Source organism: Chryseobacterium sp. (genome assembly GCF_029240215.1).
GTDB lineage: Bacteria > Bacteroidota > Bacteroidia > Flavobacteriales > Weeksellaceae > Chryseobacterium.
Genome location: NZ_JARBTK010000002.1, coordinates 312,232 through 335,192 on the forward strand (window position 1 = coordinate 312,232; position 22,961 = coordinate 335,192).

The 22,961-nt window shown below is 34.8% G+C and carries 26 protein-coding genes and 2 tRNA genes; 12 read left to right on the plus strand and 16 right to left on the minus strand.

What is annotated here, in order from left to right:
• Window positions 1–2: 2 nt before the first annotated feature.
• Window positions 3–965 carry a glycosyltransferase family 9 protein gene (locus K0R77_RS05440; protein ID WP_300350438.1) on the plus strand — a complete coding sequence of 321 codons (963 nt, stop codon included), beginning with the start codon at window positions 3–5 and terminating at the stop codon, window positions 963–965.
• Window positions 966–970: 5 nt separating this feature from the next.
• Complete coding sequence (locus tag K0R77_RS05445) at window positions 971–1,870, plus strand: glycosyltransferase (protein WP_300349543.1); 900 nt, start codon at window positions 971–973, stop codon at window positions 1,868–1,870.
• A gap of 88 nt (window positions 1,871–1,958) precedes the next feature.
• On the opposite strand, the gene K0R77_RS05450 is transcribed toward K0R77_RS05445, so the two are convergent.
• The 3 genes from K0R77_RS05450 to K0R77_RS05460 all read right to left on the minus strand — a co-directional run bounded on the left by K0R77_RS05450 (window position 1,959) and on the right by K0R77_RS05460 (window position 3,425).
• A tRNA-Val gene (locus tag K0R77_RS05450) sits at window positions 1,959–2,033 on the minus strand.
• Between the two features lie 33 nt (window positions 2,034–2,066).
• Window positions 2,067–2,141, minus strand: a tRNA-Val gene (locus tag K0R77_RS05455).
• Window positions 2,142–2,180: 39 nt separating this feature from the next.
• Complete coding sequence (locus K0R77_RS05460; protein WP_300349545.1) at window positions 2,181–3,425, minus strand: folylpolyglutamate synthase/dihydrofolate synthase family protein; 1,245 nt, start codon at window positions 3,423–3,425, stop codon at window positions 2,181–2,183.
• A 97-nt stretch (window positions 3,426–3,522) separates the two neighbouring features.
• On the opposite strand from K0R77_RS05460, the gene K0R77_RS05465 reads away from it, so the two are divergent.
• The 5 genes from K0R77_RS05465 to K0R77_RS05485 are packed head-to-tail and all read left to right on the plus strand — an operon-like array spanning window position 3,523 to window position 7,750.
• Window positions 3,523–4,869 (plus strand): TolC family protein, encoded by a 1,347-nt coding sequence (locus tag K0R77_RS05465; RefSeq protein ID WP_300349548.1) that lies wholly within the window; start codon window positions 3,523–3,525, stop codon window positions 4,867–4,869.
• Window position 4,870: 1 nt separating this feature from the next.
• The gene (locus tag K0R77_RS05470) at window positions 4,871–5,461 is read left to right on the plus strand and encodes a SprT-like domain-containing protein (RefSeq protein WP_300349550.1); all 591 of its coding nucleotides are present in this window, start codon (window positions 4,871–4,873) and stop codon (window positions 5,459–5,461) included.
• 2 nt (window positions 5,462–5,463) lie between these two features.
• Window positions 5,464–6,546 (plus strand): mannose-1-phosphate guanylyltransferase, encoded by a 1,083-nt coding sequence (locus tag K0R77_RS05475; protein WP_300349553.1) that lies wholly within the window; start codon window positions 5,464–5,466, stop codon window positions 6,544–6,546.
• Window positions 6,547–6,579: 33 nt separating this feature from the next.
• Window positions 6,580–7,248 (plus strand): hypothetical protein, encoded by a 669-nt coding sequence (locus tag K0R77_RS05480; RefSeq protein WP_300349556.1) that lies wholly within the window; start codon window positions 6,580–6,582, stop codon window positions 7,246–7,248.
• Window positions 7,211–7,750, plus strand: a complete 540-nt coding sequence (locus K0R77_RS05485) for a GNAT family N-acetyltransferase (RefSeq protein ID WP_300349559.1) — start codon at window positions 7,211–7,213, stop codon at window positions 7,748–7,750. The genes K0R77_RS05480 and K0R77_RS05485 overlap by 38 nt, the downstream gene beginning before the upstream one ends.
• Window positions 7,751–7,950: 200 nt before the next feature.
• On the opposite strand, the gene bcp is transcribed toward K0R77_RS05485, so the two are convergent.
• Window positions 7,951–8,400 (minus strand): thioredoxin-dependent thiol peroxidase, encoded by a 450-nt coding sequence (bcp, locus tag K0R77_RS05490; RefSeq protein WP_300349561.1) that lies wholly within the window; start codon window positions 8,398–8,400, stop codon window positions 7,951–7,953.
• A 33-nt stretch (window positions 8,401–8,433) separates the two neighbouring features.
• Between bcp and nth the strand changes: the two genes are divergently transcribed.
• Entirely contained in the window at window positions 8,434–9,054 is a 621-nt protein-coding gene (gene nth, locus K0R77_RS05495; RefSeq protein ID WP_300349563.1) for an endonuclease III, read from the plus strand.
• Between the two features lie 88 nt (window positions 9,055–9,142).
• Here nth and K0R77_RS05500 read toward each other — a convergent pair whose 3' ends face one another.
• The 3 genes from K0R77_RS05500 to K0R77_RS05510 all read right to left on the minus strand — a co-directional run bounded on the left by K0R77_RS05500 (window position 9,143) and on the right by K0R77_RS05510 (window position 12,092).
• Entirely contained in the window at window positions 9,143–9,592 is a 450-nt protein-coding gene (locus K0R77_RS05500; RefSeq protein ID WP_300349565.1) for a DinB family protein, read from the minus strand.
• Between the two features lie 90 nt (window positions 9,593–9,682).
• Window positions 9,683–10,291 (minus strand): hypothetical protein, encoded by a 609-nt coding sequence (locus K0R77_RS05505; RefSeq protein WP_300349568.1) that lies wholly within the window; start codon window positions 10,289–10,291, stop codon window positions 9,683–9,685.
• A gap of 4 nt (window positions 10,292–10,295) precedes the next feature.
• Window positions 10,296–12,092, minus strand: coding sequence for a DUF885 family protein (locus tag K0R77_RS05510; RefSeq protein WP_300349570.1), 1,797 nt, complete (start codon window positions 12,090–12,092; stop codon window positions 10,296–10,298).
• Window positions 12,093–12,260: 168 nt separating this feature from the next.
• On the opposite strand from K0R77_RS05510, the gene K0R77_RS05515 reads away from it, so the two are divergent.
• The 4 genes from K0R77_RS05515 (at window position 12,261) to K0R77_RS05530 (ending at window position 14,887) form a co-directional block, all read left to right on the plus strand.
• Window positions 12,261–12,722, plus strand: a complete 462-nt coding sequence (locus K0R77_RS05515) for a hypothetical protein (RefSeq protein WP_047443301.1) — start codon at window positions 12,261–12,263, stop codon at window positions 12,720–12,722.
• Window positions 12,723–12,893: 171 nt separating this feature from the next.
• A complete protein-coding gene (locus tag K0R77_RS05520; protein WP_300349577.1) occupies window positions 12,894–13,598 on the plus strand; it encodes a MotA/TolQ/ExbB proton channel family protein in 705 nt (234 codons plus the stop codon).
• Window positions 13,599–13,607: 9 nt separating this feature from the next.
• Window positions 13,608–14,003 carry a biopolymer transporter ExbD gene (locus tag K0R77_RS05525; RefSeq protein ID WP_300349580.1) on the plus strand — a complete coding sequence of 132 codons (396 nt, stop codon included), beginning with the start codon at window positions 13,608–13,610 and terminating at the stop codon, window positions 14,001–14,003.
• Between the two features lie 2 nt (window positions 14,004–14,005).
• Complete coding sequence (locus tag K0R77_RS05530) at window positions 14,006–14,887, plus strand: ferric siderophore ABC transporter substrate-binding protein (RefSeq protein ID WP_300349582.1); 882 nt, start codon at window positions 14,006–14,008, stop codon at window positions 14,885–14,887.
• Between the two features lie 18 nt (window positions 14,888–14,905).
• On the opposite strand, the gene K0R77_RS05535 is transcribed toward K0R77_RS05530, so the two are convergent.
• The 9 genes from K0R77_RS05535 to K0R77_RS05575 all read right to left on the minus strand — a co-directional run bounded on the left by K0R77_RS05535 (window position 14,906) and on the right by K0R77_RS05575 (window position 22,830).
• Window positions 14,906–15,298, minus strand: a complete 393-nt coding sequence (locus tag K0R77_RS05535) for a hypothetical protein (RefSeq protein ID WP_300349585.1) — start codon at window positions 15,296–15,298, stop codon at window positions 14,906–14,908.
• Between the two features lie 11 nt (window positions 15,299–15,309).
• Window positions 15,310–16,713 (minus strand): nucleoside recognition domain-containing protein, encoded by a 1,404-nt coding sequence (locus K0R77_RS05540; RefSeq protein WP_300349588.1) that lies wholly within the window; start codon window positions 16,711–16,713, stop codon window positions 15,310–15,312.
• A 197-nt stretch (window positions 16,714–16,910) separates the two neighbouring features.
• Window positions 16,911–17,423: a hypothetical protein gene (locus K0R77_RS05545; RefSeq protein ID WP_300349591.1), complete on the minus strand. Its 513-nt coding sequence runs from the start codon at window positions 17,421–17,423 to the stop codon at window positions 16,911–16,913.
• A gap of 146 nt (window positions 17,424–17,569) precedes the next feature.
• Window positions 17,570–18,424 carry an acetyl-CoA carboxylase, carboxyltransferase subunit beta gene (gene accD / locus K0R77_RS05550; RefSeq protein ID WP_300349593.1) on the minus strand — a complete coding sequence of 285 codons (855 nt, stop codon included), beginning with the start codon at window positions 18,422–18,424 and terminating at the stop codon, window positions 17,570–17,572.
• A 74-nt stretch (window positions 18,425–18,498) separates the two neighbouring features.
• Window positions 18,499–19,569, minus strand: a complete 1,071-nt coding sequence (fbaA, locus tag K0R77_RS05555) for a class II fructose-bisphosphate aldolase (protein WP_300349596.1) — start codon at window positions 19,567–19,569, stop codon at window positions 18,499–18,501.
• A gap of 70 nt (window positions 19,570–19,639) precedes the next feature.
• Window positions 19,640–20,506, minus strand: coding sequence for an NAD kinase (locus K0R77_RS05560; RefSeq protein WP_300349599.1), 867 nt, complete (start codon window positions 20,504–20,506; stop codon window positions 19,640–19,642).
• Window position 20,507: 1 nt separating this feature from the next.
• Window positions 20,508–21,158, minus strand: coding sequence for a CBS domain-containing protein (locus K0R77_RS05565; RefSeq protein ID WP_300349602.1), 651 nt, complete (start codon window positions 21,156–21,158; stop codon window positions 20,508–20,510).
• Window positions 21,159–21,342: 184 nt separating this feature from the next.
• Complete coding sequence (locus tag K0R77_RS05570) at window positions 21,343–21,873, minus strand: RNA methyltransferase (protein WP_300349604.1); 531 nt, start codon at window positions 21,871–21,873, stop codon at window positions 21,343–21,345.
• Between the two features lie 75 nt (window positions 21,874–21,948).
• Window positions 21,949–22,830 (minus strand): bestrophin family protein, encoded by an 882-nt coding sequence (locus K0R77_RS05575; RefSeq protein WP_300349606.1) that lies wholly within the window; start codon window positions 22,828–22,830, stop codon window positions 21,949–21,951.
• Window positions 22,831–22,961 lie beyond the last annotated feature (131 nt).

Genomic DNA, 22,961 nt, shown 5'->3' on the forward strand with positions numbered 1-22,961 from the left:
TGATCAGAATTTTAGCATACCGTTTTTCCGCTTTTGGTGATGTTGCAATGACAATGCCTGTTTTTCGTGAGTTTCTGGAGCAAAATCCGAACGTTGAAATCGTAATGGTTACCCGTAATAATTTTGAAGACTTATTTGCTGATCTTCCGGGAGTTACCTTTAAAGGAATCGATCTTGATGACTATAAAGGTTTTTTAGGAATCAGAAAACTGGCAAAAGAACTTCTTGTTGAATTTAAACCAGATTATGTTGCTGATCTTCATGATGTTATCCGATCTAAGATTTTAGATAAAATTTATGTCAGAAAAGGGTTAAAGGTTTTTAAAATCAATAAAGGCAAAGAAGAAAAAGAAGAGCTTACGGATGTCTGGAATTTAGATAAAGTACAACTGAAACGAACGGTAGAACGTTATGCAGATGTTTTTCGTGAAATGGGTTTTAAGGTTGAACTTTCTCATCAGTTAAGACCTATTTATAAAGAAAAATCAGGAATTGGTTTTGCTCCGTTTGCACAGCATAAAGGAAAAATGCTTCCTTTGGAAAAATCATTTGAGCTTGCAAAAATTTTAGCCGAAAAACATACCGTGTACTTTTTTGGCGGCGGAAAAAATGAAACAGAAACCCTGGAAAGTTGGGAAAAACAGATTCCGAATACCAAAAGTTTAGCCGGAAAACTTAATCTCTCAGAAGAGTTGGACAGAATTGCTCAGCTTGAAATAATGATTTCGATGGATTCAGCTAACATGCATTTAGCCAGTATTGTAGGGACTCGTTGTGTTTCCATTTGGGGTTCTACTCATCCTTATGCAGGATTTTTAGGATTTGGGCAAAGCGAAAATGACGTTGTTCAGATCAATGATCTTACCTGCAGACCTTGCTCTGTTTTTGGCGACAAAGAATGTTATCGTGGTGATTGGGCTTGCCTGGAAGAAATCAGCGTACAGAAAATCATCGATAAAATTTAAAATGAATGAAACTTTCTATATGTATTCCTGTTTTTAATTTTGATGCTCGGGAACTTGTTGACGATATCAAAAAAGAAATAGAAAAAAACGATATAGATGCAGAAATTATTTTGATTGATGATGCTTCAAATGATCGATTTAAAACCATTAATGGCAGACTTCAAAGCGAAGTAAAATATTTTATTTTCCTCGAAAAAAATATTGGAAGATCTAAAATCCGGAATTTATTTCTACAATATATAAAAGGAGACTATCTGCTTTTCTTGGATTGCGATGGAAAGATTACCAATCCTAATTTTCTTAAAATTTATATTGAATTTCTGCGACAAACCAAAAAAACTGACGTTCTGTACGGTGGAAGAACAGTCTCAAAAAATATTGCTGACAAAAAGCATATCCTGAGATGGAAATTTGCCGTAGAACGAGAAAATTTGCCCGTTGTGATGCGAAATGATAAACCCTATCTTTCTTTTCAGACTAATAATTTTATTATCAAAAAAGAAGTTCTCAATAAGATAAAATTTAATCCTGAATTTGAAAACTACGGGTATGAAGATTTGCTTTTTGCAATGGATTTGAAATCTGAACATATTAAAATTCACCATATAGATAATCCTATTTTCAATAATGATCTGGAAAGTAATGAGGTTTACCTATCAAAAGTAGAGGAGTCTGTAGAAAGTCTTACAAAAATGCTTAAAATGGATTCTTTAAGGGATAAAATTTCTGAGATTAAACTAGTGAAGGCTTACACTTTTCTACAAAAAAAGCATTTGGAATTGGTATTTTTGTCTTTTTTTAATTTTCTTGAGAAAAGAATAAAGAGAAACCTTCTTTCGGGTCATCCCAATCTAAGAAATCTTGATTTATATAAACTTGGTTTGCTTCTTAGAAAAATGAAATAATATTTTTAAGAGTTTTCACAAAAATTTCTGTAAACTCTCATGAATAGGCATAAAATAAAAAACTCTCAGAATAATCTGAGAGTTTTTGTGGGCCCTGAGGGATTCGAACCCCCGACCCTCTGGGTGTAAACCAGATGCTCTGAACCAACTGAGCTAAGAGCCCTGAATTTTTTTGAAAGGTTTCAGTAAACCTTTGTGGGCCCTGAGGGATTCGAACCCCCGACCCTCTGGGTGTAAACCAGATGCTCTGAACCAACTGAGCTAAGAGCCCTAGACGATTTCTCGTTTTGAGTGGTGCAAATATACACACTTATTCTTTATCAGTCAAGTTTTTTTCTAAAAATTCTCCGACTACAAAGTTACTTCCGCCAATAAAAATCATTTCTTCTTGTGTAGCATGTTGTTTTGCAGAAAGATATGCCTCTTGTACCGAGTCGAAAATTTTATAAATAATTTTTGCTTTTAGCAACAAATCTTCATATTCATTAGGATGACGACCTCTGTTAGTAATGGGTTTTGCAAAATAAAACTCAGAATTTTCAGGAAGCAGAGCCATAACTTCGTCAATTTTTTTGTCATTAACAAAACCTAAGACTATATGTTTATGTTTGGGAATAGAATTTAATTGAGAAAAAACATATTCTAAGCCGGCCTGATTGTGTGCTGTGTCACAAATCGTCAAAGGATTTTGTGAAAATTCAAACCAACGACCGATAAACCCCGTGTTTTTATGAGTGTTTAATAAGCCTTTTTTTACATTTTCATCAGAAATATTTAGATTTAATTTTTTTAATTCTTCAACCAGTGCCAGAACAACTCTTATATTTTTCTCCTGATAATTTCCTTTTAAATCTGATTTTAAATCTGATTTTATCAAAGCCGCATCAACAAATTGAGTGTTTTCTTTAGCTGCTTTCTCTTTGAGAAGGTTTTTGACCACTTCATTGTCATCGCCGGAAATTATAGGAACATTCGATTTGATAATTCCTGCTTTCTCAAAAGCAATTTCTTCAAGTGTATTTCCTAAAATATTCTGATGATCAAGTTGCACATTTGTAATCGCAGAAACTAAGGGTTTAATAATATTTGTAGAATCTAATCTTCCACCCAAACCGACTTCTATAATGGCAAAGTCTACTTTTTTCTGATAAAAATATTCAAATGCCATAATGGTTGTAAATTCAAAGAAAGAAGGCAAAATATTTTCTGGAAGTGTTTTAAGCTTTTGAATAAACTGAAAAACAAATTCTTTATCACAGTTTTCTCCATTGATTTTGATTCGTTCTGTAAAATCAATCAAATGCGGAGAGTTGTACAAACCAATCCTGTAACCTGATTCTTGTAAAACAGAAGCCAGCATATTGCTTGTTGAACCTTTTCCGTTGGTTCCACCAATATGAATGCATTTTATTTTTTCCTGCGGATTGCCAAATAATTCACAGAGTTTTATAATGTTATCAAGACCCGGTTTATAGGCTTTTTCACCGTCAATCTGATAATTCGGAGCCTGAACGAAAAGCCATTCTACAGCTTCCTGATATTCTTCGTTTGTCATGATGCAAAATTCCCAAAACTTTCATTAAAATGAAACAATAATTTTTCAAAATTGTAACTTTTTTGAAATCTCAACGTCTAATGGAGAAAAAGCTATAATGAAAAAAGTTTTGATGATTATTTTAGGATTATCTGGTCTTGGTTTAAGTGCTCAGAAAAAATGGTCTTTGAGGGAATGCGTAGACTACGCAGTAGAGCATAATCTTCAGGTGATTCAAAATCAATATTCAAAACAAATTCAGGATGTCAATCTTAAAATTGCTCAAAAAAATTATCTTCCTTCTGTATCTGCAAATATAGGAAACAGTGTGAGTTTCGGGCAGGCTTCTTTGGGAACAGGAAGTATCAGAAACGACAGATTCAGCAATAATGCAAACCTTTCTGCGGATATTTTAATTTACAATAACGGAAGACTTGAAAAAACAATCAGAAAAACTCAGTTTGATGTTGAAGCAAGTCAGTATGATATTGAAACCATAAAAAACGATATTTCGCTTCAGATCGCCCAGCAATATCTGACAACTTTACTCAACAAAGAGATTGTAAAGATTTCTCAAAGTGCAACTGAGAATGCAAAAAAACAGTTTGACAGAGCAAAAATTACCACAGAAGTTGGGACTACAGCTCAAACGATTGTTGCAGAAGCTGAAGCAGCGTGGGCTAGAGAAAAGCAAAACCTGAAAACTGCTGAAATCAATGTTGGAAGAAGTCTTTTCGCATTGGCGCAGCTTTTACAATTACAGGATTACAAAGATTTTGATGTGGAAAATGTAGAAATTGGTGAGCAACTGAGTCCACAATTGATTTCTGTAGATGAGGTTTTAAACACCGCTTATGAGAGTCAACCACAAATAAAAGCAGCAGAGAGCAGAATAAAATCTGCTGTAGCACAAACAGAAGTTACACGCACCGCATTTTGGCCAACGATCACAGCAAGTGTAGGAATCGGAAGTTTTTATAATAATTTATTGAATACAAGCTTTTCAGGATATGATCAGTTTGGAAATGCCACAACCGAACCCAATTTTTTCCGTCAATACAAAGATAATTTCGGTCAGCAAGGTGGAGTTTCGGTCAATATTCCGATTTTCAATAAAGGAATTACTAAACTTCAGGTGGAGCAGTCAAAAATCAATGAAAGCATTGCTAAAAATACGTTAGATCAACAAAAACAGGCTGTAAAACAAAATGTTCAGAAAGCGCAGTTTGATGTTGATGCGAATTATGAAATTTATCTCTCTGCTGTACAAGCTGAAAAAAGCACAAAACTGGCAATGGAATTTGCGGATAAAAGCTATGCTGCGGGAAGAGGAACAATTTATGATCTGAATATTGCCCGAAACAATTACGCAAATGCGCAAGGTTCGGTAGAACAGGCAAAATATAATTATCTATTCAGCCTAAAATTATTGAATTTCTATGCAGGAATTCCGTTAAGTTTGTAAAATGTCTATTCAATCTTTAGAAAAATATTTACCACAAAATACTTTAGATCATTTAAGAAATTGGTTTTCGGATCATTCTATTCATATTAAAATTACAAGAAACAGAAATTCTAAACTTGGAGATTACAGGAAACTTCGGGATCTTTCGCATGAAATAACGATAAACTCTACATTACAGCCACAGCTTTTTTTCTTTGTACTTACGCATGAACTGGCTCATTTGATTGCTTTTGAAAAATTCGGAAGAAGAATTTCACCTCATGGAATCGAGTGGAAAGAAACTTTCAGACAGATGCTTTTGGAAAGTATCGGAGTATACGAAGATGATTTGAAGTCGATTATCATTAAATTTTCAAAGTCTCCCAAAGCCAATTTTATGGCGTCTCCTGATTTGGTAAAGTATTTTCACATTGAAAATCATGAAGATGACGAAATTTATATTGAAAGCCTGACAAAGGGTAATCATTTCATCTACAGAAACGAAAAGTATTTGTTGGAAGGTCTGATTAAAAAAAACTATCTTTGTCTAAATCTGGCTACAGGAAGAAAGTATTCTTTCAAACCTTTGGCGAGAGTGAAAAAATGCAGTTAAATATGTCAAAATCAGATAAATACTGTGTAATTATGGCCGGAGGGATCGGTAGCAGATTCTGGCCTATGAGCACACAGAAATTCCCAAAACAGTTTCAAGATATATTAGGAACAGGCAGAACGATGATTCAGCAGACTTATGACAGAATAAGTAAAATGATTCCTGATGAAAATATATTTGTAATCACCAATACAGAATACGTGAGCCTTTCTCATCAGCAGTTACCGGAAATTCCGGAAGAAAATATTGTGGGAGAACCTTTGATGAAAAATACCGCTGCCTGTAATCTTTACATGGCAAACAAAATTGCAGAGATCAATCCTGATGCTACAATGGTAGTTTTGCCTGCAGATCACTTGATTTTGAAAGAAGATGTCTTTTTAGAAAAATTAGAACTTGCATTTGAGCAGGCTTCGACCCATGATTATCTCGTGACATTGGGAATTACGCCGACTCGTCCCGATACCGGTTACGGATATATTCAGTTTGTTGACAAGAAAGATTCAGACTATTTTAAAGTTAAAACCTTCACAGAAAAACCGATTCTTGAGATTGCAAAGAGTTTTCTTGAAAGTGGTGATTTCTTATGGAATGCCGGAATTTTTATCTGGAGTGTGAAATCTATTCACAATGCTTTTGAAATGCATCTTCCTGAAATGACTCAGCACTTTAAGGCGTGTGAATACAATGCCGATAGTGAGAAAAGCTGTATCGAGCTTATTTATCCTAAAGTTCAGAAGATCTCTATCGATAACGGAATTTTAGAAAAGGCAAAAAATGTCTACGTTATTCCTGCAGATCTTGGTTGGAGCGATCTCGGAACGTGGACTTCAGTTTTTGAAAACAGCGAAAAAGACGAAAAAGATAATTCAATCAATATAAAAAGTGCTCTGACTTATCAGTCTGAAGGAAATATTATTCACGTGAAGAATAATAACAAAGCAATTGTTATCGACGGATTAAAGGATTACATCGTGGTAGATACTGAAAAAGTGCTTCTGATCTGTCCGAGAGATCATGATCAGCTGATCAAAGATTATGTTCTGGATCTGAAAAGCCTGAAAAAAGGAGATAAATTTATGTAAAAAATTGGCATAGTTTCTGCCGCATTTTGTTTTATGATAAAAAGTACGGGAAAGATCAGTTTTATTTTATTCTTTTTAATCGGAGTTTTTGCTTTTTCGCAGGAAAAAAAGAAGTTTTTCAGTACTCAGAATGTTCTGGCAAAAATTATTCCTAATGACAAGTTTGATTTTTGGGTTTTGGTTCATAACAATTACGGTAAAAATGAAGAGTTGAAAACTTCAGGCGCAAAAAAAGATTATATGCCTCAGTTTTCAGGTTTTAATATCACTCCTACAGAGGATAGCTTCTATTATATTGTGTATTCCAAAGGCGGAAAAATCAATTATATCACTGAAATTGCCGGACTTAAAGATTTTATAGGAAAAGTTGACAATCCGGAAGAAGCGGCACTTTCTGCTGTTTTGGATGGCTATATTATTGATGAGCAGTTTGTTAATGTTGCCGGAAACTATTATGAAGATAAAACCAATTACTATTTAGATTTAGGGAAAGTCACTTCAAAAGAATGTCCGTACGAGAAAAAACATTTTACGCTTACTGTAAACAAAACAACGTCGCAGATTTCTAATGTGAAAGAAAATGGTACTTACATTGAATTGTACACCAAAAAATGCCCAAATAATCCACGTCTTTTAAAAATCGAAAAGAAAGAAGAACCGAAAGATGAGCCAAAGAAAAAGCCTATCAAAAAACGAAAATAAGAGCTACGAAACTGAAAGACTGATCATTCGTCCAATGTCATTAAATGATGCGGATCTTATTCTCGAGCTTTACAATATGCCTAAATTTATCAAATTTATTGGCAACCGAAACATCAATTCTCTTTCTGATGCCGAAAATTATATTAAGGCTAAATTTCTTCCGCAGTTTGAAAAATCAGGTTTTGGAAATTATCTGATCGTTTTAAAAGAAGGAAATCAAAAGATTGGCGGAGTAGGAATCTTTGAAAGAGAAGGTTTGGATATTGTTGACATTGGTTTTTCTGTTTTAGAAAAATTTGAAGGTAAAGGATTGATGTTTGAAGCAGCTCAAAAAGTAAAATCTATTGGAATGGATGATTTTGGTTTAAATAAAATCTCAGCGATTACTACTAAAGACAATCTTTCTTCTCAAAAATTAATCGAAAAACTAGGTTTAAAATTTCAGAAATACGTTACGCTCCCCAATGAAAATGAAGAGTTGATGTATTATGAAACTGAATGATCTTTTAGGCTGTCTTTATAGATTCTAATTCTTTTAAACATTAAGTTTGTCATGCTGAAAGCATCTCAACCTCGCATTTTTAAACAATATCTTAAATGTAAAATTCTTCGTATAGATTCCTCCGGAATGACAAACAGAGTGTAAGCTTATTTCATTCCGAAGGGATCTCAAGAGGCTGTATGTAATTCTTCTATTTTAAATTAACCCTCCAAAATCTGTTCAGCTGCAGTTTTTGAAGTTACTTTTTCAATTACTCGAACACAGATTCCTTTTTCATCAAAAATAAATGTAGTTCTTACGATTCCCATATAGGTTTTTCCGAACGTTTTTTTCTCCTGCCAAACCCCGAATTTCTCGATAACATTATGGTTTTCATCAGCAATCAGGTCGTAAGGAAATGCAAATTTGTTATGAAAATTCTTTTGCTTCTTTACAGAATCTCCGCTGATTCCCAAAAGCTGAAAACCTGCTTTTTCCAATTCAGAATAATTGTCGCTGAGATTACAGGCTTCAACTGTGCAAGTCGGAGTATTTGCTTGTGGATAAAAGAAAATAACCAATTTCTTTCCAATTAGTTTTTCCGAATTTACGGTTTCTCCATCTTGATTGATTCCTTCAAAACTCGGTAATTTGTCACCTACTTTCAGCATAATGATTTATTTTTGTTCAAATTTAATGGTTACATGACAAAAAAGCAAAGAGCTGACCTTATTCAGGTCGAATTAGAGAAATTATATCCGACCGTTCCTATTCCTTTGGAACATACAGATCCGTTTACTTTGATGGTTGCGGTGGCACTTTCTGCACAGACAACGGACAAAAAGGTGAATCAGGTGACACCAGAACTTTTCGCTGTAGCAGGAACACCTCAAAAAATGGCAAAGCTAGAAGAATTTCAAATCAAAGAACTCATTAAAGAAATCGGCCTTTCCAATACGAAAGCCAAAAACCTGAAAAGAATGGCTGAGCTACTTTTAGAAAGACACAACGGAATTGTTCCTCAAACATACGTAGAATTGGAAGCTTTGCCCGGAGTAGGGCACAAAACAGCCTCTGTAGTCATGAGCCAGGGATTTGGATTTCCTGCTTTTCCGGTCGACACGCACATTCACAGACTGATGACCCAATGGAAACTCACTTCCGGAAAAAATGTTGTAGAAACTGAAAAGGATGCTAAAAACCTCTGGAAAGAAGAGGTCTGGAATAAACTGCACCTTCAGATTATTTTCTATGGACGAGAATATTCTCCCGCAATAGGAAAGGGTGAGAAAGATTTTATAACGAAAATGTTGTTTGAGAAATAAAAGATTTTGGGCAGTCGTAAAATTCCCCTCCTTTGGAGGGGTGGCGAAAATTCGAAGAGTTTTTGACGGGGTGGTTAAAGAATAAACTTTAAAAATTATCCAACAATCTGCGATGATAATTAATCTGCCCCAAATGATAACCCAAATGTCCAAACAAATGAATCAGAAAATATTCTGTTGTCATTGGATAGCCTAAAGCTTCAATAGGATATTCTTTTGCCAAATCTTCTTCAGAAAGTTGATCGAGTGTTGAGATAACTACGTTTAAAGTTTCTTCCACGTGTATAATTAATTCAGATTTTGGGATATTTTTTAATGAAAACTCCTTTTCACGATTTCTTATATATCCCGAATTTCCAAGGATTGCTCCAAAAAAATGTTTAAGATTTCCCACCAGATGAAGGCAAAGATTTCCTCCGGAATTTAAAATGTTTTTATCAATTTTCCACAGAGATTCTTCGTTTTGGTAAGATTCTATTTCTGTTTTTAACTTGTTTAAATCTCTTGTGTAAAGGGATTGTAAAGATTCTGTAATCATTATTAATTATTTTCAAAGATTGAGTATTTCGCAAGTTGACAAGTTGAAGGTTTTTGTTAATAACAAACTATCATTCTAGGCGCAATGTTGTCATTCATCAGAAGTATGATGACTTTCAATATAATTTAGAATTATTTTTCGACCATCTTGATTATGATAGGAAAAAATTTCTTTTGAATTGCACTCGGAGCACTTATTTAATAAGTAATTATACTGAGTTAATCTTTTGCAGTTTTTACAATAGCAAATATTCCATAAATCAGCTGTTATGTTTAATTCTTTATATCTTAAAAATATTCTAAATTCTTCGATTATTGTAGAATCTAGATGATTATGAAATTCATCTATTTCCAAAAAACAATAAAGACTTTCGTTTTCAATAGTAAAGTAGATGTCAATCATCATTTTCAATCCGTCTTTGGGCTTAATTTTTTTTGATAAAACATCATGAGCAATTTTTAGGCTGTATTTATTTAAAATGCCACAATCATCAAGTGTGAAATTAATTTCAGACAGGGATTGTGAAAAATATTTTTCGACAACTTTCGTCTCCTCATTCTCTCCTAAGCCAGCTAAAATTTGAATGCTTTCGGTAGAAATATTTTTCATCAACATATCTACAGCCCATCTGATATATCTTGAGGGATGGAGCGAATTTAGAAGCAATCTCTTTGCAATTAATTCTTCTGTTTGATTCATAACTTTACTTCTGCTTCTTCGCCCAAAGCTCCATCTTCCTATTCAAAACATCCAGCGGAAGACAGCCTTGATTCAAAATCTCATCATGAAATTTTGCAAGATTAAATTTATTTCCAAGCTGTTTTTGATATTGTTCTCTCAATTCACGAATTCTCAATGAACCGATTTTGTAGCCCAAAGCCTGTCCAGGCATTGCCATGTATCTTTCCACTTCTGCAGTTGCGCCAGCTTCGTCGTACGCGATGTTGCTCAAGAAATATTTAATAGCTTCTTCACGTGTCATTTGTCCGGTGTGAATTCCGGTGTCGACAACCAAACGAACGGCTCTCAACATTTGATCGCTTAAATATCCCATCTTTTGGTAAGGATCTGTGTATAATCCAAATTCAGGTCCTAAAGTTTCACAATAATGCGCCCAACCTTCGCCATAGGCTCCAAACCAGCCGAATCTCATAAACTTTGGAAGCTTTGTGTTTTCCTGCTGTAGAGAAACCTGATAATGGTGTCCCGGAATGGCTTCATGTAAGAAAAGTGATTCCATGCCTGAAGTGACGTTGAATTTTGTGGGGTCGGGAAGTGGCATATAGAAAATTCCGGGTCTTTTTCCGTCCGGAGTTCCCTGAATATATTCTGCGCTTGCACTGGCTTCTCTGAATTTTTCGGTCTGTCTGATCTCAAATTTGGTTTTCGGAGTTACACTGAACATCGTTTTTAACTTCGGGGTTATTTTCGCTAAAATTCCGTTAAAACCATCTAAAACTTCCTTCGAGGTTTTGTAAGGCATTGCTTTTTGATCTGTAGTTACAGAAGTTATAAATTCTTCAAGCGTTCCGGTAAAACCAACCTGCTGCTTTACTTTTTCCATTTCGGCACGAAGCATTGCAACCTGCTGTTGACCGATTTTGTTGATTTCTTCAGGTGTTTTATTGGTGGTTGTCCAGCTTTTTACATAATATTTGTAAATGTTGTCTCCTTTTGGAAGGCTGTTGTAACCATCTGTTTCTCTGGATTTAATCAAATATTCTTTCTCTAAAAATTCACCCATTTTTGTGTAGGCAGGAATGATGTTTTTGGTAACTGCATCTTTATAGAGTTTAGTGAATTTTTCTTTTTGTTCAGCAGTGAAATTTTTAGGGAATTTTTTTACTGGTCCCGAGAAAATATTTTTATCAAAATCTGAAGTGATGATTTCTTCCGCTTTCATCTGTGGAATCATTTTCAGAACCAGTTTTCTCGGAAGAACGATTTTATTAGTCATTCCCTCACGGAAATTTTCTGTCGCAGCAGTCATCCATTCAGGAAATTTCTCCATTCTTTTTAACCAGTCTTCATAGTCTTTTTCTGTATTGAACGGTTGGCTTCCCTCTCCGCTTCCGTACAAAGGGAAATTCAACGGAAGTCCGCCAAACTGTGTGAATGGAATATATTCCGGATGATAGGCGTAAGCTTCAATTTTATCTTTTAAAGTATAATCCAAAACATCATAAACCACTTTGTCTTCATCTGAAAGACCTTTATAATCTACATTTTCAAGCTGATTCTGTACAGAATGATAAAACGCAACTTCACCGGAAATAAAATCTTTATCAATATTAATAGGTAGCTGGTCATTGTATCTTAAATCTCCCTGAGAAGTGGCTTCCAAAGGATAGAGCTTTAAATATTGCTCATAATAATTGGCAGCAATAGAATCCAGATTGGTGGGAGTAACTTTGGTCAGAGGTGAATCGGTCTTTTTGCAAGAAGCAAGACTTACTACTAAACTTAATCCCAATATGGCTTTTGATATGATGTTTTTCATTTTGAAATCTTTAAGACACAAAAATAGATAATATTAGCACATGATAGTTTTGAAGAATTACTATTTATAAAAAAATAATTTTGAAAATATTTTAAACATTCATACAATTTTTTATCTTTGCCTAAAGCGTTTAACAATCATAGTATTACAGTTCTTTTTTAAGAAATAATGAAAGGGATTTTAAAAATTTACCATCCGGACGAAACATTGAAGTACAATATAAAAAGCACTTACTGCAAGGCTGTTTATAGTAATCAAAAGCATTTCCTAGAAGTAGAGATCATTACAGATGACGGTTTAGATCATGTAGATGATGATTCGTTGCAGTACAATTTTCCCCAGCTTTCTCTGGAGATCATTGAATTTCCTATAGAATCTTCCGAGATTGAAGGAAAAACATTTGAAATCAATGATTCGGATGATGAAGTATATACAGAGGTAAACTTGTTTGATGATGAAGATGCTTTCCTGTATGATAACGAGCTTTGCTTTGAGAAAAATGAAGATGATGAGCTTCAGGTAATCTGGAAAGGGAATATCGACGATTTCTACACGGGATCAGATAATCCGCTTCCTTTCAGATTGAAGTGCGAGTTTACACCAGACGAAATTATTGTAGACGAAGACTAATCGTCGTTCAGATATTACCGTAAATTTCTTTTCAAATATATTTTTGGAGAGAAATTTGCTGTTTTTAGGCGGAATATTTATTTTGAAACTATATTTTAAGCTTATTTTAAGATAAGTATTGATAATATTCCTTTATTTTTGTCGTTCAAACCATTATAAATAAACAAATTAATGCTGCTAACGGAACTTACTCAGATTTTATTTGCACAGGTCGCTGTACCAACTGTGCCTGTTGAAAAACTTGAATTTTCATTTTGGGACATCCTATTTCACGGTGGAGCGTTTGCTAAAATAGTAATGGCAATCGTTTTGACCCTTGGTGTCTTGTCTGTATATCTTTTCTTTGAAAGATTTTTCTACATCAGAAGAATGACAACAAAGACTGATTCAAACTTTATGAATAATATCGAAGACTTCATCAGAGACGGTAAAATTGAGGCAGCAGCAGATTATTGCAAAACTCAAAACTCTCCTGAATCGAGAATCTTAGAAAAAGGAATTTCAAGATTGGGAAGACCGGTTTCAGATATCGTAAGTGCAATGGAATCTCAAGCTCAGATCGAAGTTGCCAATATGGAAAAAAACCTGAATCTTTTGGCTGTTGTACCAAGCATTGCTCCAATGTTGGGACTTTTGGGAACCGTTATCGGGATGATCATCGCTTTCTTTGATTTGTCACATGCAGAAGGAGCGTTTTCTCCGAAAACTTTATCAGAAGGTATCTATACTGCTTTAGGACAAACGGCAGTTGGTTTGGCAGTAGCAATTCCGGCGAACTTTTTCTACAATATTTTGCTAACGAGAATTGATAAGTTCGTTTTGAGAACACAGAATGTTTCGGGAGAGTTTTTAGATCTTATTAATAAACCTTTGTAATATTCGATTATGAAAATTCAGAGAAGAAATAAAGCACATCCGGAATTTAGCTTAGCGGCAATGACAGACGTTATTTTGTTGATGTTGATCTTTTTTATGATCACCTCTTCGGCAGCTAACCAAAGTGCAATTGATGTAAAACTTCCTCAGACGGGAAGTGTGGAAGACAATATCCCGAATCCGATGACGGTAAGCGTAAAACCGGACGGTTCGTATTACGTTGATGATAAGCCTGTAGCGAGAGAATTAGTAGAACAGACAATTGTGAATGATCTGACAAGTAAATCTGCAAAATCATTTACAATAAGAGCAGACGAAAATACAATGCATAAAGATGTTGTTTTCTTAATGGAAATCGCAGAAAAGCATAAACTGAATATTGCCATTGCAACGGTAAAAGAATAAAAATGAGAGGCTACGCAATAAATAGAGAAGAAGAAAATAAAGATAAGGTAAAAAGCGCGGTGCTTTCTATCTTGATCTGGTCTGCTATCTTATTATTCGTTTTCATCTACAAAATGAAACCTACAGAGCGTCCTAAGGATGCAGAAGTGGTTACCACAATGCTCGTGAATTTTGGTGATAACAGAAACGGAGCAGGAATAGAAGAACCCGCAAATCAGGAAGGAAGTTTAGCTGCTAAAGCTGAAGAAAATGCTCCGGAACCGGTAGAAAATGTTGTTTCTCAACCAAAAACAGTCATTACGCCGGAACCCAAACCTGAAACCAAAAAAACAGAGGTAAAAGATAAAATTATTACCGGAACTAATTCTAAAGTTACCGCTCCTAAAACTGAAGATTCAAAAACAAATAAAAAATCAACAGCAAGTTCGACTACAAAAACGAAAGCTAAAAGTTCTGCCACAACAGCCAATTCAAAAACAGGAAACGGCGATGGAAAAGGAACTGCTGCGATTGGAAATTTAATCAAAGGTCGTGGAACAAAAGCCGGAAGTCAGGGAACAGGAGACGGAATTGGAAATGACGGCGATCCTTTAGGTGGCGATGGAAACGGTGACAGCAAAGTAGGAATTGACAGAAGATTAGTAGGCTACATTCCAGGAACGATGGGAAGAGGAGGAGCTCAACCAAGCCACAGTTGTTCTGCAGGAGGATCAATCACCATTTCTTACACGGTTGATAAAGCCGGAAATGTAGTGTCTGCAAGACGATCAGGAGGAGTTTCAGATCCTTGTGTGGTTTCTACCTCGGTTTCGTGGGTTAAGAAATACGTAAAGGCCGAGAAAGCCAGTGTTTCTTCCACAGGAAGTTATAAAATTTCATTCTAAAAATAAAAAAAGCACTTATTATTCAAGTGCTTTTTTTATTTCATTGATTCTGTTGATAATTGGTAAGGCAAATATTCCGCTGGTTTGAAGGTATAATTGGTAAAAAACGATTGCTTTTTCTGAAAAATCTTTGTTGTCAGTTTCCTTTGCTTTTGCATAAAAAAGATGACCTAAAAGGTCAAAATACGGAATATGATGATTACTTTCTTTTTCATGAATTGATTGTGTGATTTCTTCGGCAGATTTCGAAGAAAGTTCATCAAAACTCATCTTAAAAGTGTCGTTCATATTGGTGTCGAAGATTCTTTGCTGATCGGAAATCATTTCTTCATTTTCACCTAAAATTCTTTTAGTAAGAAATTCAGAAAATTGTTTTACAATGCGGAGAATATAGTCTTTATCGTGTATCATATTTTTTAAATTTAAGCAAAAAATAAATAAGCCAATCCAATTGCAGTGATTACACCCACCAAATCAGCCAAAAGCATGGCAATCACTGTATATCTTGTATTCTTCACAGCTACTGCTCCAAAATAAACCGCAATCACGTAAAACGTTGTATCTGAGCTTCCCTGAAGAACCGCCGCCAATTTCCCTTGAAAACTATCTGCTCCGAAAGTCGCCATCGTATCAACCATCATTCCTCGAGCTCCGGAACCTGATAATGGTTTGATTAAAGCAGTTGGAAGTCCGTCTACAAAGCGTGCATCGAGATTGGCGGAATAAGCCACCCACTTCATCCCGTCGATTATCACATCAAAAACACCTGAAGTTCTTAGTAAAGAGATTGCGATCAGCATTCCAACCAAATATGGAATAATTTTTACACATGTCCAAAAACCTTCTTTTGCGCCTTCAATAAACGCATCAAAAACATTGATTTTTTTATAAACAGCTCCAAGAACAATCGCTACGAAAATGAATAAAATCAATCCGTTACTTAAAATCTTACTGAAATCATCGAGTTCATTTTTACTCAATTGAACCAAATAAACAACTAGAAGTGCAATTAATGCTGAAATTCCACCTATATATGCAAGAACAATTGGTTTTAAAAGATTGATTTTTTGATATAACGAAACGATAATCATGGCTGCTAAGGTTGCCGCAAATGTCGCAATCATACACGGAAGAAAAATGTCGGTCGGTGTTTTTGATCCCATTGAAGCTCTGATCGCAATAATAGAAACAGGAATCAAAGTCATTCCGCCTGCATGAAGACAGAGAAACATAATCTGAGAATTGCTTGCGGTTTCTTTATTCGGATTTAAAGTTTGCAGACTTTCCATTGCTTTTAAACCAAATGGAGTTGCCGCATTATCTAATCCTAAAAGATTAGCACTGAAATTCATCAACATATGACCGAAAGCAGGATGGTTTTTTGGTATTTCAGGAAATAGCTTGGAGAAAAAAGGCTGAATAAATCGACTCAGTAAATTAATTCCACCAGCTTTCTCTGCAATACTCATGAACCCCATGAAGAGCGTCATGATTCCGATCAAACCGATGCATATTTTCACAGCAGTTTCTGAAGTGCCAATTACGCCGTCTGCTTCCTGAACACGATAAACCGTTACATTCTGTTTTAAAGAATCGGTTTTATAATGAATTCTACTGTCCGCAAAATCATTTTTCTTCATCAAACTGTCTCGGATAATAGGAGAGAGGGTGCTTATTTTTTGTGTTGCAATCTGCACAGTATCACCACCTTTTCCAACAACCATATCATTGAAAATGGTTTTGTAGTGGCTTGATGAAATGTATTTTATACTTGCAATGGCAATGGCGATGATGATAAAGGCCGACCAAATTCTGCTGAGAACCATTTGATTAAATTAATTGTTTAAACTTAGTTAAAAAAACGTCAGATTACAAAAAAGTATTGAAATATAATTTTTGTTGACATGAAGAAATTCCCAGAATGTTTGTCCTTCCGTAGGAATCTAGACTGTTTATTTTAAAGAAAATCGTGCTGGGATTCCTACGGAATGACAAACTATAAGATAATATAACGAATAAAAAATTACTTTTCATCCAGATAAACCAATTCCCCCGCAAAATCATCATCCAAACTTTTCAAAACCTTTGCTTGGGCAGTTTTCTTTTTTAATTCTTCAATAAAGAAATTTTTCTCAAAAAACTGACGATGAATTCCCGGTAAAAGTTCCATGAAATAATCCATTCCGATTTTATTGTTGTGAAGATCCATTTTGGTTTCCAAAGGCTCATTGGGAAATAATTCTTCATGAAGGTCTGTGATTTTTTTGCAGAAATCTAATGCTTTTTCTGGCGAGGAAATTTTACTGCAGTACATCATGATCAGGCAACACCAAAGCGAATGTCTGAAAGCATTACCTTCACCGTTTTTGGATGCCGTTTTCGGATATAACTTCTGTGCAATAGAAAAAGCTTTTACCGTTGCATAAAAACTTAATACCGAAAACAGAGGATGAGGTAAAACAACAGATAAGAGCTTAAGAATTTTCTTAAAACTCATGCTTTTGATTGTGTTGAAAATTACTTTAAAAGTCCTCATAATTTAGCTGTTGGCAATTGGCTTATTGCTTTTGGCTTTAAAATCAAGCCGTTTACATTTAAAATTAGATTAATAAATTATTGCCAATATTCAAATAAAAATCTCTCCCGAAATAGAGAGAGATTGTATGATTTTTAGTTTAAATTTTAAGCTTTTACGGCTAATAAATTCACTGTTTTAGAAACGATTTCCTTAATTTCCGTTCTTTTAACAATGAAATCTACAAAACCTTTTTCCTGCAAGAATTCCGAAGTCTGGAAACCTTCCGGTAAATCTCTACCAATGGTTTCACGGATAACTCTTGGACCTGCAAATCCGATCAATGCTTTTGGTTCAGCCATGATGATGTCTGCAGTCATTGCAAAAGATGCGGTAATTCCACCAAAAGTAGGATCACAAAGATAAGCGATGTATAAAAGTCCAGCTTCTGAAAGCTGAGCCAATTTTGCCTGAACTTTTGCCAACTGCATCAGAGAATAGGTTGCTTCCTGCATTCTTGCGCCTCCGGACTGACAAATAATCATGTACGGAAGTCTTTTTTCGATACAGTAATCAATCGCTCTTCTAATTTTTTCACCCATCACAGAACCCAAAGATCCTCCGATGAAAGCAAAATCCATACAAGAAACTACCATTTCGGTTCCGTTTACGGTTCCTACTGCGTTTCTGATAGAGTCAGTCAGTTTTGTTTTGGCTTTTACCTCTTTCAGACGGTCCGTGTACGATTTTGTATCTTTAAAACTAAGGATGTCAATACTTTCAACATTCGCATCCAGCTCTTTGAATTTTCCTTCGTCAAAAAGGATATCAAAAAATTCGGCACTTCCGATTCTTACATGAAATCCGTCTTCTGGAGAAACATAATTGTTTTTCTTAAGTTCTTCGTGTTCCACAACTTTTCCTGACGGAGTCTGATGCCAAAGACCTTTGGGTACATCTTTTTTCTCGTCTGTAGAAGTGGTAATATTTTGTGCTTTTCTTTTAAACCAGTCGAATGCCATTTATGAAATTTTAGATTTTAGATTTCGGGTTATCGATTAAAGTAATTTAAAATCTATAACCCGAAATTTATAATTTATTTAAGCGTATTTACGTTATTTAAATCTTCAAATGCCTGAACTAATCTTTTTGCGAAAGTTTCTTCACCTTTTCTTACCCAAACTCTTGGATCATAGAATTTTTTGTTAGGCTTTTCTTCTCCTTCAGGATTTCCGATTTGAGTTCTCAGATATTCTACATTGTCTACCATATAATCTCTGATTCCTTCTGTGTAAGCAAACTGAAGATCAGTATCAATATTCATCTTAATTACTCCATAATCAATTGCTTCTCTGATTTCTTCTAAAGTAGAACCTGAACCACCATGGAATACGAAGTTGATCGGCTTCTCAGCAGTCCCGAATTTCTCCTGAACAAATTTCTGAGAATTATCCAAGATTTTTGGAGTCAAAACAACGTTTCCTGATTTGTAAACTCCGTGTACGTTTCCGAAAGCTGCTGCAATAGTGAAATTGTCAGAGATTGCTTTCAGTTTTTCGTATGTGTAAGCTACATCTTCAGGTTGAGTATATAATTTAGAATTGTCGATGTCAGAGTTGTCAACACCATCTTCTTCACCTCCTGTTACTCCGATCTCAACTTCTAAAGTCATTTGCATTTTTGCCATTCTTTCGAAATACTCAGCAGAGATTTCAAGGTTTTCTTCCAAAGATTCTTCAGAAAGATCAAGCATGTGAGAAGAATAAAGAGATTTTCCTGTCTGCTTGAAGAATTCTTCATTAGCATCCATCAAACCGTCGATCCATGGCAATAATTTTTTTGCAGCGTGATCGGTATGTAAAATTACTGTTGCTCCGTAAGCTTCAGCAAGGGTGTGAATATGTCTTGCTCCTGCGATACCACCTAAAATAGCTGATTTCTGAGCATCATTGCTTAGTCCTTTTCCAGCGTTGAAAGATGCTCCACCGTTAGAAAACTGAATGATTACAGGTGAGTTTAATTTTGCTGCAGTTTCCATTACTGCGTTGACGTTGCTCGAACCGATAACGTTGACTGCCGGTAATGCAAATTTATTTTCTTTTGCATACTGAAAAATATCTGTAACTAACTGACCTGTGGCAACTCCTGCCGGGAAAATTCTGCTCATGTTTTACTTTATTATTATATTAGGATGTTTTTTGAAAATTCTTGTAAAGATAATCAATTTTGAGAAATTACTAATTTCTTTTATCTCGTCCCCAAAGTAGCTTTTGGCGGATGGTTTCGTAGAAACTTAAATTATTTGGCTGCACCAATAGCAGCTGGAAACTCGCTCTTTTGATCACAATTTCTTTATCCGTTTCGATATGAATTAATCTTGAATCCAGCGAAAGAGAATATTGCGGAACGCGGCTTTCTACTTTAAATTTAATTTCTACTTTATCGTTGACAACTAAAGGTCTTACATTCAGGTTGTGTGGTGCAATCGGTGTGATGACAAAATTTTCGTTGTTCGGGGAAATGATGGGTCCGCCACAGCTTAAAGAATAAGCCGTAGAACCTGTTGGGGTAGAAACAATAACACCGTCTCCCCAGAAAACATTCAAAAATTCATTATTGATATAAGAATCTACCGTCACCATTGAAGTGGTTTCTTTTCTTGATATCGTCACATCATTTAAAGCGTACGGGAAAAAGTCGTCAGATTTTGGTGAAATGACTTCAATGACTGATCGTCGGCTGGTTTTCACATCACCTTTTAAAATAGAATCAAGTTCTTTAAAGGCTTCTTCTTTAGTAAAACTTGCCAAAAAACCAAGTCTTCCGGTGTTGACACCTACAACGGGAATTTCGAGATCTTCAATAAAAGTCAAAGAGTTGACAATCGTTCCGTCACCACCAAATGTGAAGAAAAGATCAACTTCTTTGTCGATGAGATCCTGTTTATTGCTAAAAGTCTCAAATATTTTTGAAAATTGAAGCGCTTCAGCCATTTCACCAAATAAGACAGATTTTACACCTCTGCTTTCCAGTTCAGAAATAAATTTGCTTAAATATAAAAAAGTATCAAGATCTTTTTTCTGAGAATATATGGCTGCCTTCATATTATATTTCGATAAATTTTTGTAAAAAACCTAAACGGTCTTTGAAAAGGTCTGTTTTCTCATCAGAATAATATTTTTCAACAATTCTGTAATCATAACGGTCAAAAGTGGCATCAATTGAGGCTAAATTTTCGTTACTTATTTTAATGGTAATGTGAATCACTTCGTCTGACATGAAACTTATAAATCCGCCGTAGAATTTAGAATTATTGCTTTCAACAATATTTGCAATTTCGGTCATAGAATATTTTCTTGCCGGAGTTTCTATTGTAAGGATTGCGCCGGTTTCCGAAAACAGAGGGTATTTTGAAAAGGTCTGAAAAACATCATCACAACAGATATATCCCAGATATTTTTCACTTTTATTGATTACAGGAATCACGTTGGCATTGAATGTATAAAACAATCGGATGCTGTCCATGATATTATTATCCTCCAGAATTGCGAAACGTTCGATCTGATGTTCAAGATTTTTCAACGTTCCTTCTTCCTCATAAAGAAAGTCTTTGGCGATGGCTCCGTAAAAATGGTGTGATTTTTTAATGAAAATATGCGTATATCCAAATGCTTCTAGGGTTTCTCTAGCTGATTCGATAGAGTCAGTCAGATGAAAACACGGAAAATCTTTCGAGATATAGTCCTTGATAAACATTGTGCTAATTTATAAAATTTTAAACGAAACCTTTCTCTAAAAATCAAGTTATTTTTATGAAAAATAAAAAAAGCGATTTAAAAATTTGTTTGTATTAAAATTTAAATTATCTTTGTCGCCTTTCATTTTTACTTTTTATTAGATTTATTTCAAACTGCACTGTCTTTTGACAGACGCAGTTTTTTTATTTTAGGGCTTTTGCGAACTCCCACATTACAATTCCTCCGCATACGCTTACATTTAAAGAATGCTTCGTTCCAAGCTGCGGAATTTCAATAAAGAAGTCAATATTCTGCAAGGCTTCATCGCTGATTCCCTCTACTTCATTACCTAAAATTACTGCGTATTTTTTTGTTTTATCAATGTTAAAATCGGTAATCATATGACTGTTTGTCGTCTGCTCGATTCCCACAACTTCAAACCCTTGACTTTTTAGATCATTGATGGTGACATTAATGTCTGCTTGGTGCGACCAATCTACACTTTCGGTTGCTCCTAAAGCTGCTTTGTGAATTTCACGGTGTGGCGGTTGCGGCGTGATTCCGCACAGAATAATTTTCTGAACCAGAAAAGCATCTGCCGTTCTGAAAGTCGCACCCACATTGTGCATACTTCTGATATTATCTAAAACAACCACCAGCGGAATTTTCTCAACCTTTTTAAAAGTTTCTACATCGATTCTGTTGAGTTCTTCCAGTTTTAATTTATTTACCAAAATAATTTGTTTATTTCTTTATTACAATTTACGAATTCTTCTTTACGAACGGATTTAAAATGCAGCTTATATTTTCTATTTTTTTACACTCATAATCTGATGCACATTTTTCTCAATATTCTGAGCGATCGTTTCCATAGGAATATCATTTTCATCATTATTAAAAGGATCTTCAATTTCTTCAGCAATCAATTCAAGACTCATCAGTACATAATACACAAAAACCGTGAGCGGAATCATAAACAACCCTAAGTTGATGACATACGCTATCGGTAAAGCCACCACATAAAGAATGATGAATTTCTTGATAAATGAAGAATATGAATAAGGAATAGGAGTGTTTTTTATTCTTTCACACCCTCCGCAAACATCAAGAAAACCCGAAATTTGTGTATCTAAATACAGCATTTCCGTATCGGAAATTTTGCCTTCTTTTTTTAATTGATATAATTTATGGGTCAAAAGTATCACCAGATCTGTTGGACCGTGATCTTTCAGAGATTTTTCTATTTCAGAATAATCTTCATCTAAAGCCAATCTCGTCGATTCCTGCGAAAGATGTTTGGCTAAAAAATGCGGGAAATATTTCAAATAGCGAGCAATCTGATCTGCAGAATGTCTGTCATCTGTAAGAATTGTATTGATTTTTACTGCAAAATTTCTCGTATCGTTCACCAGTTTTCCCCAAAGCTTTCTGCCTTCCCACCATCTGTCATAAGCGGTATTCGTCCTGAAGACCAACAGTAATGACAAAACAAATCCTAATAAAGAATGGATAAGTCCGACATTACTGACTTTAGATTTTGCGGTTAAATGAAGATATTCAATTTCGAGATACAGGATTCCGTAAGAGTATACTGCCATCAAGACCATCGTTGGAAAAAGAATTTTCAGCGTATCACTTTTGTGTAAGCTGACCAATATTTTCAGGAAATTTTTGGTATTGTAAACTCTCATGGTTGATTCGCTTTTTGCAAAGATAAAATATTCAGATTATTATTGTTCTTAGAAAGTTTTAATAAAACTTAATTGAGGGATTTAAGCAGAAATTGTTTGTTTTTTTAAGTTTAAGAAATATCTATGTGAAT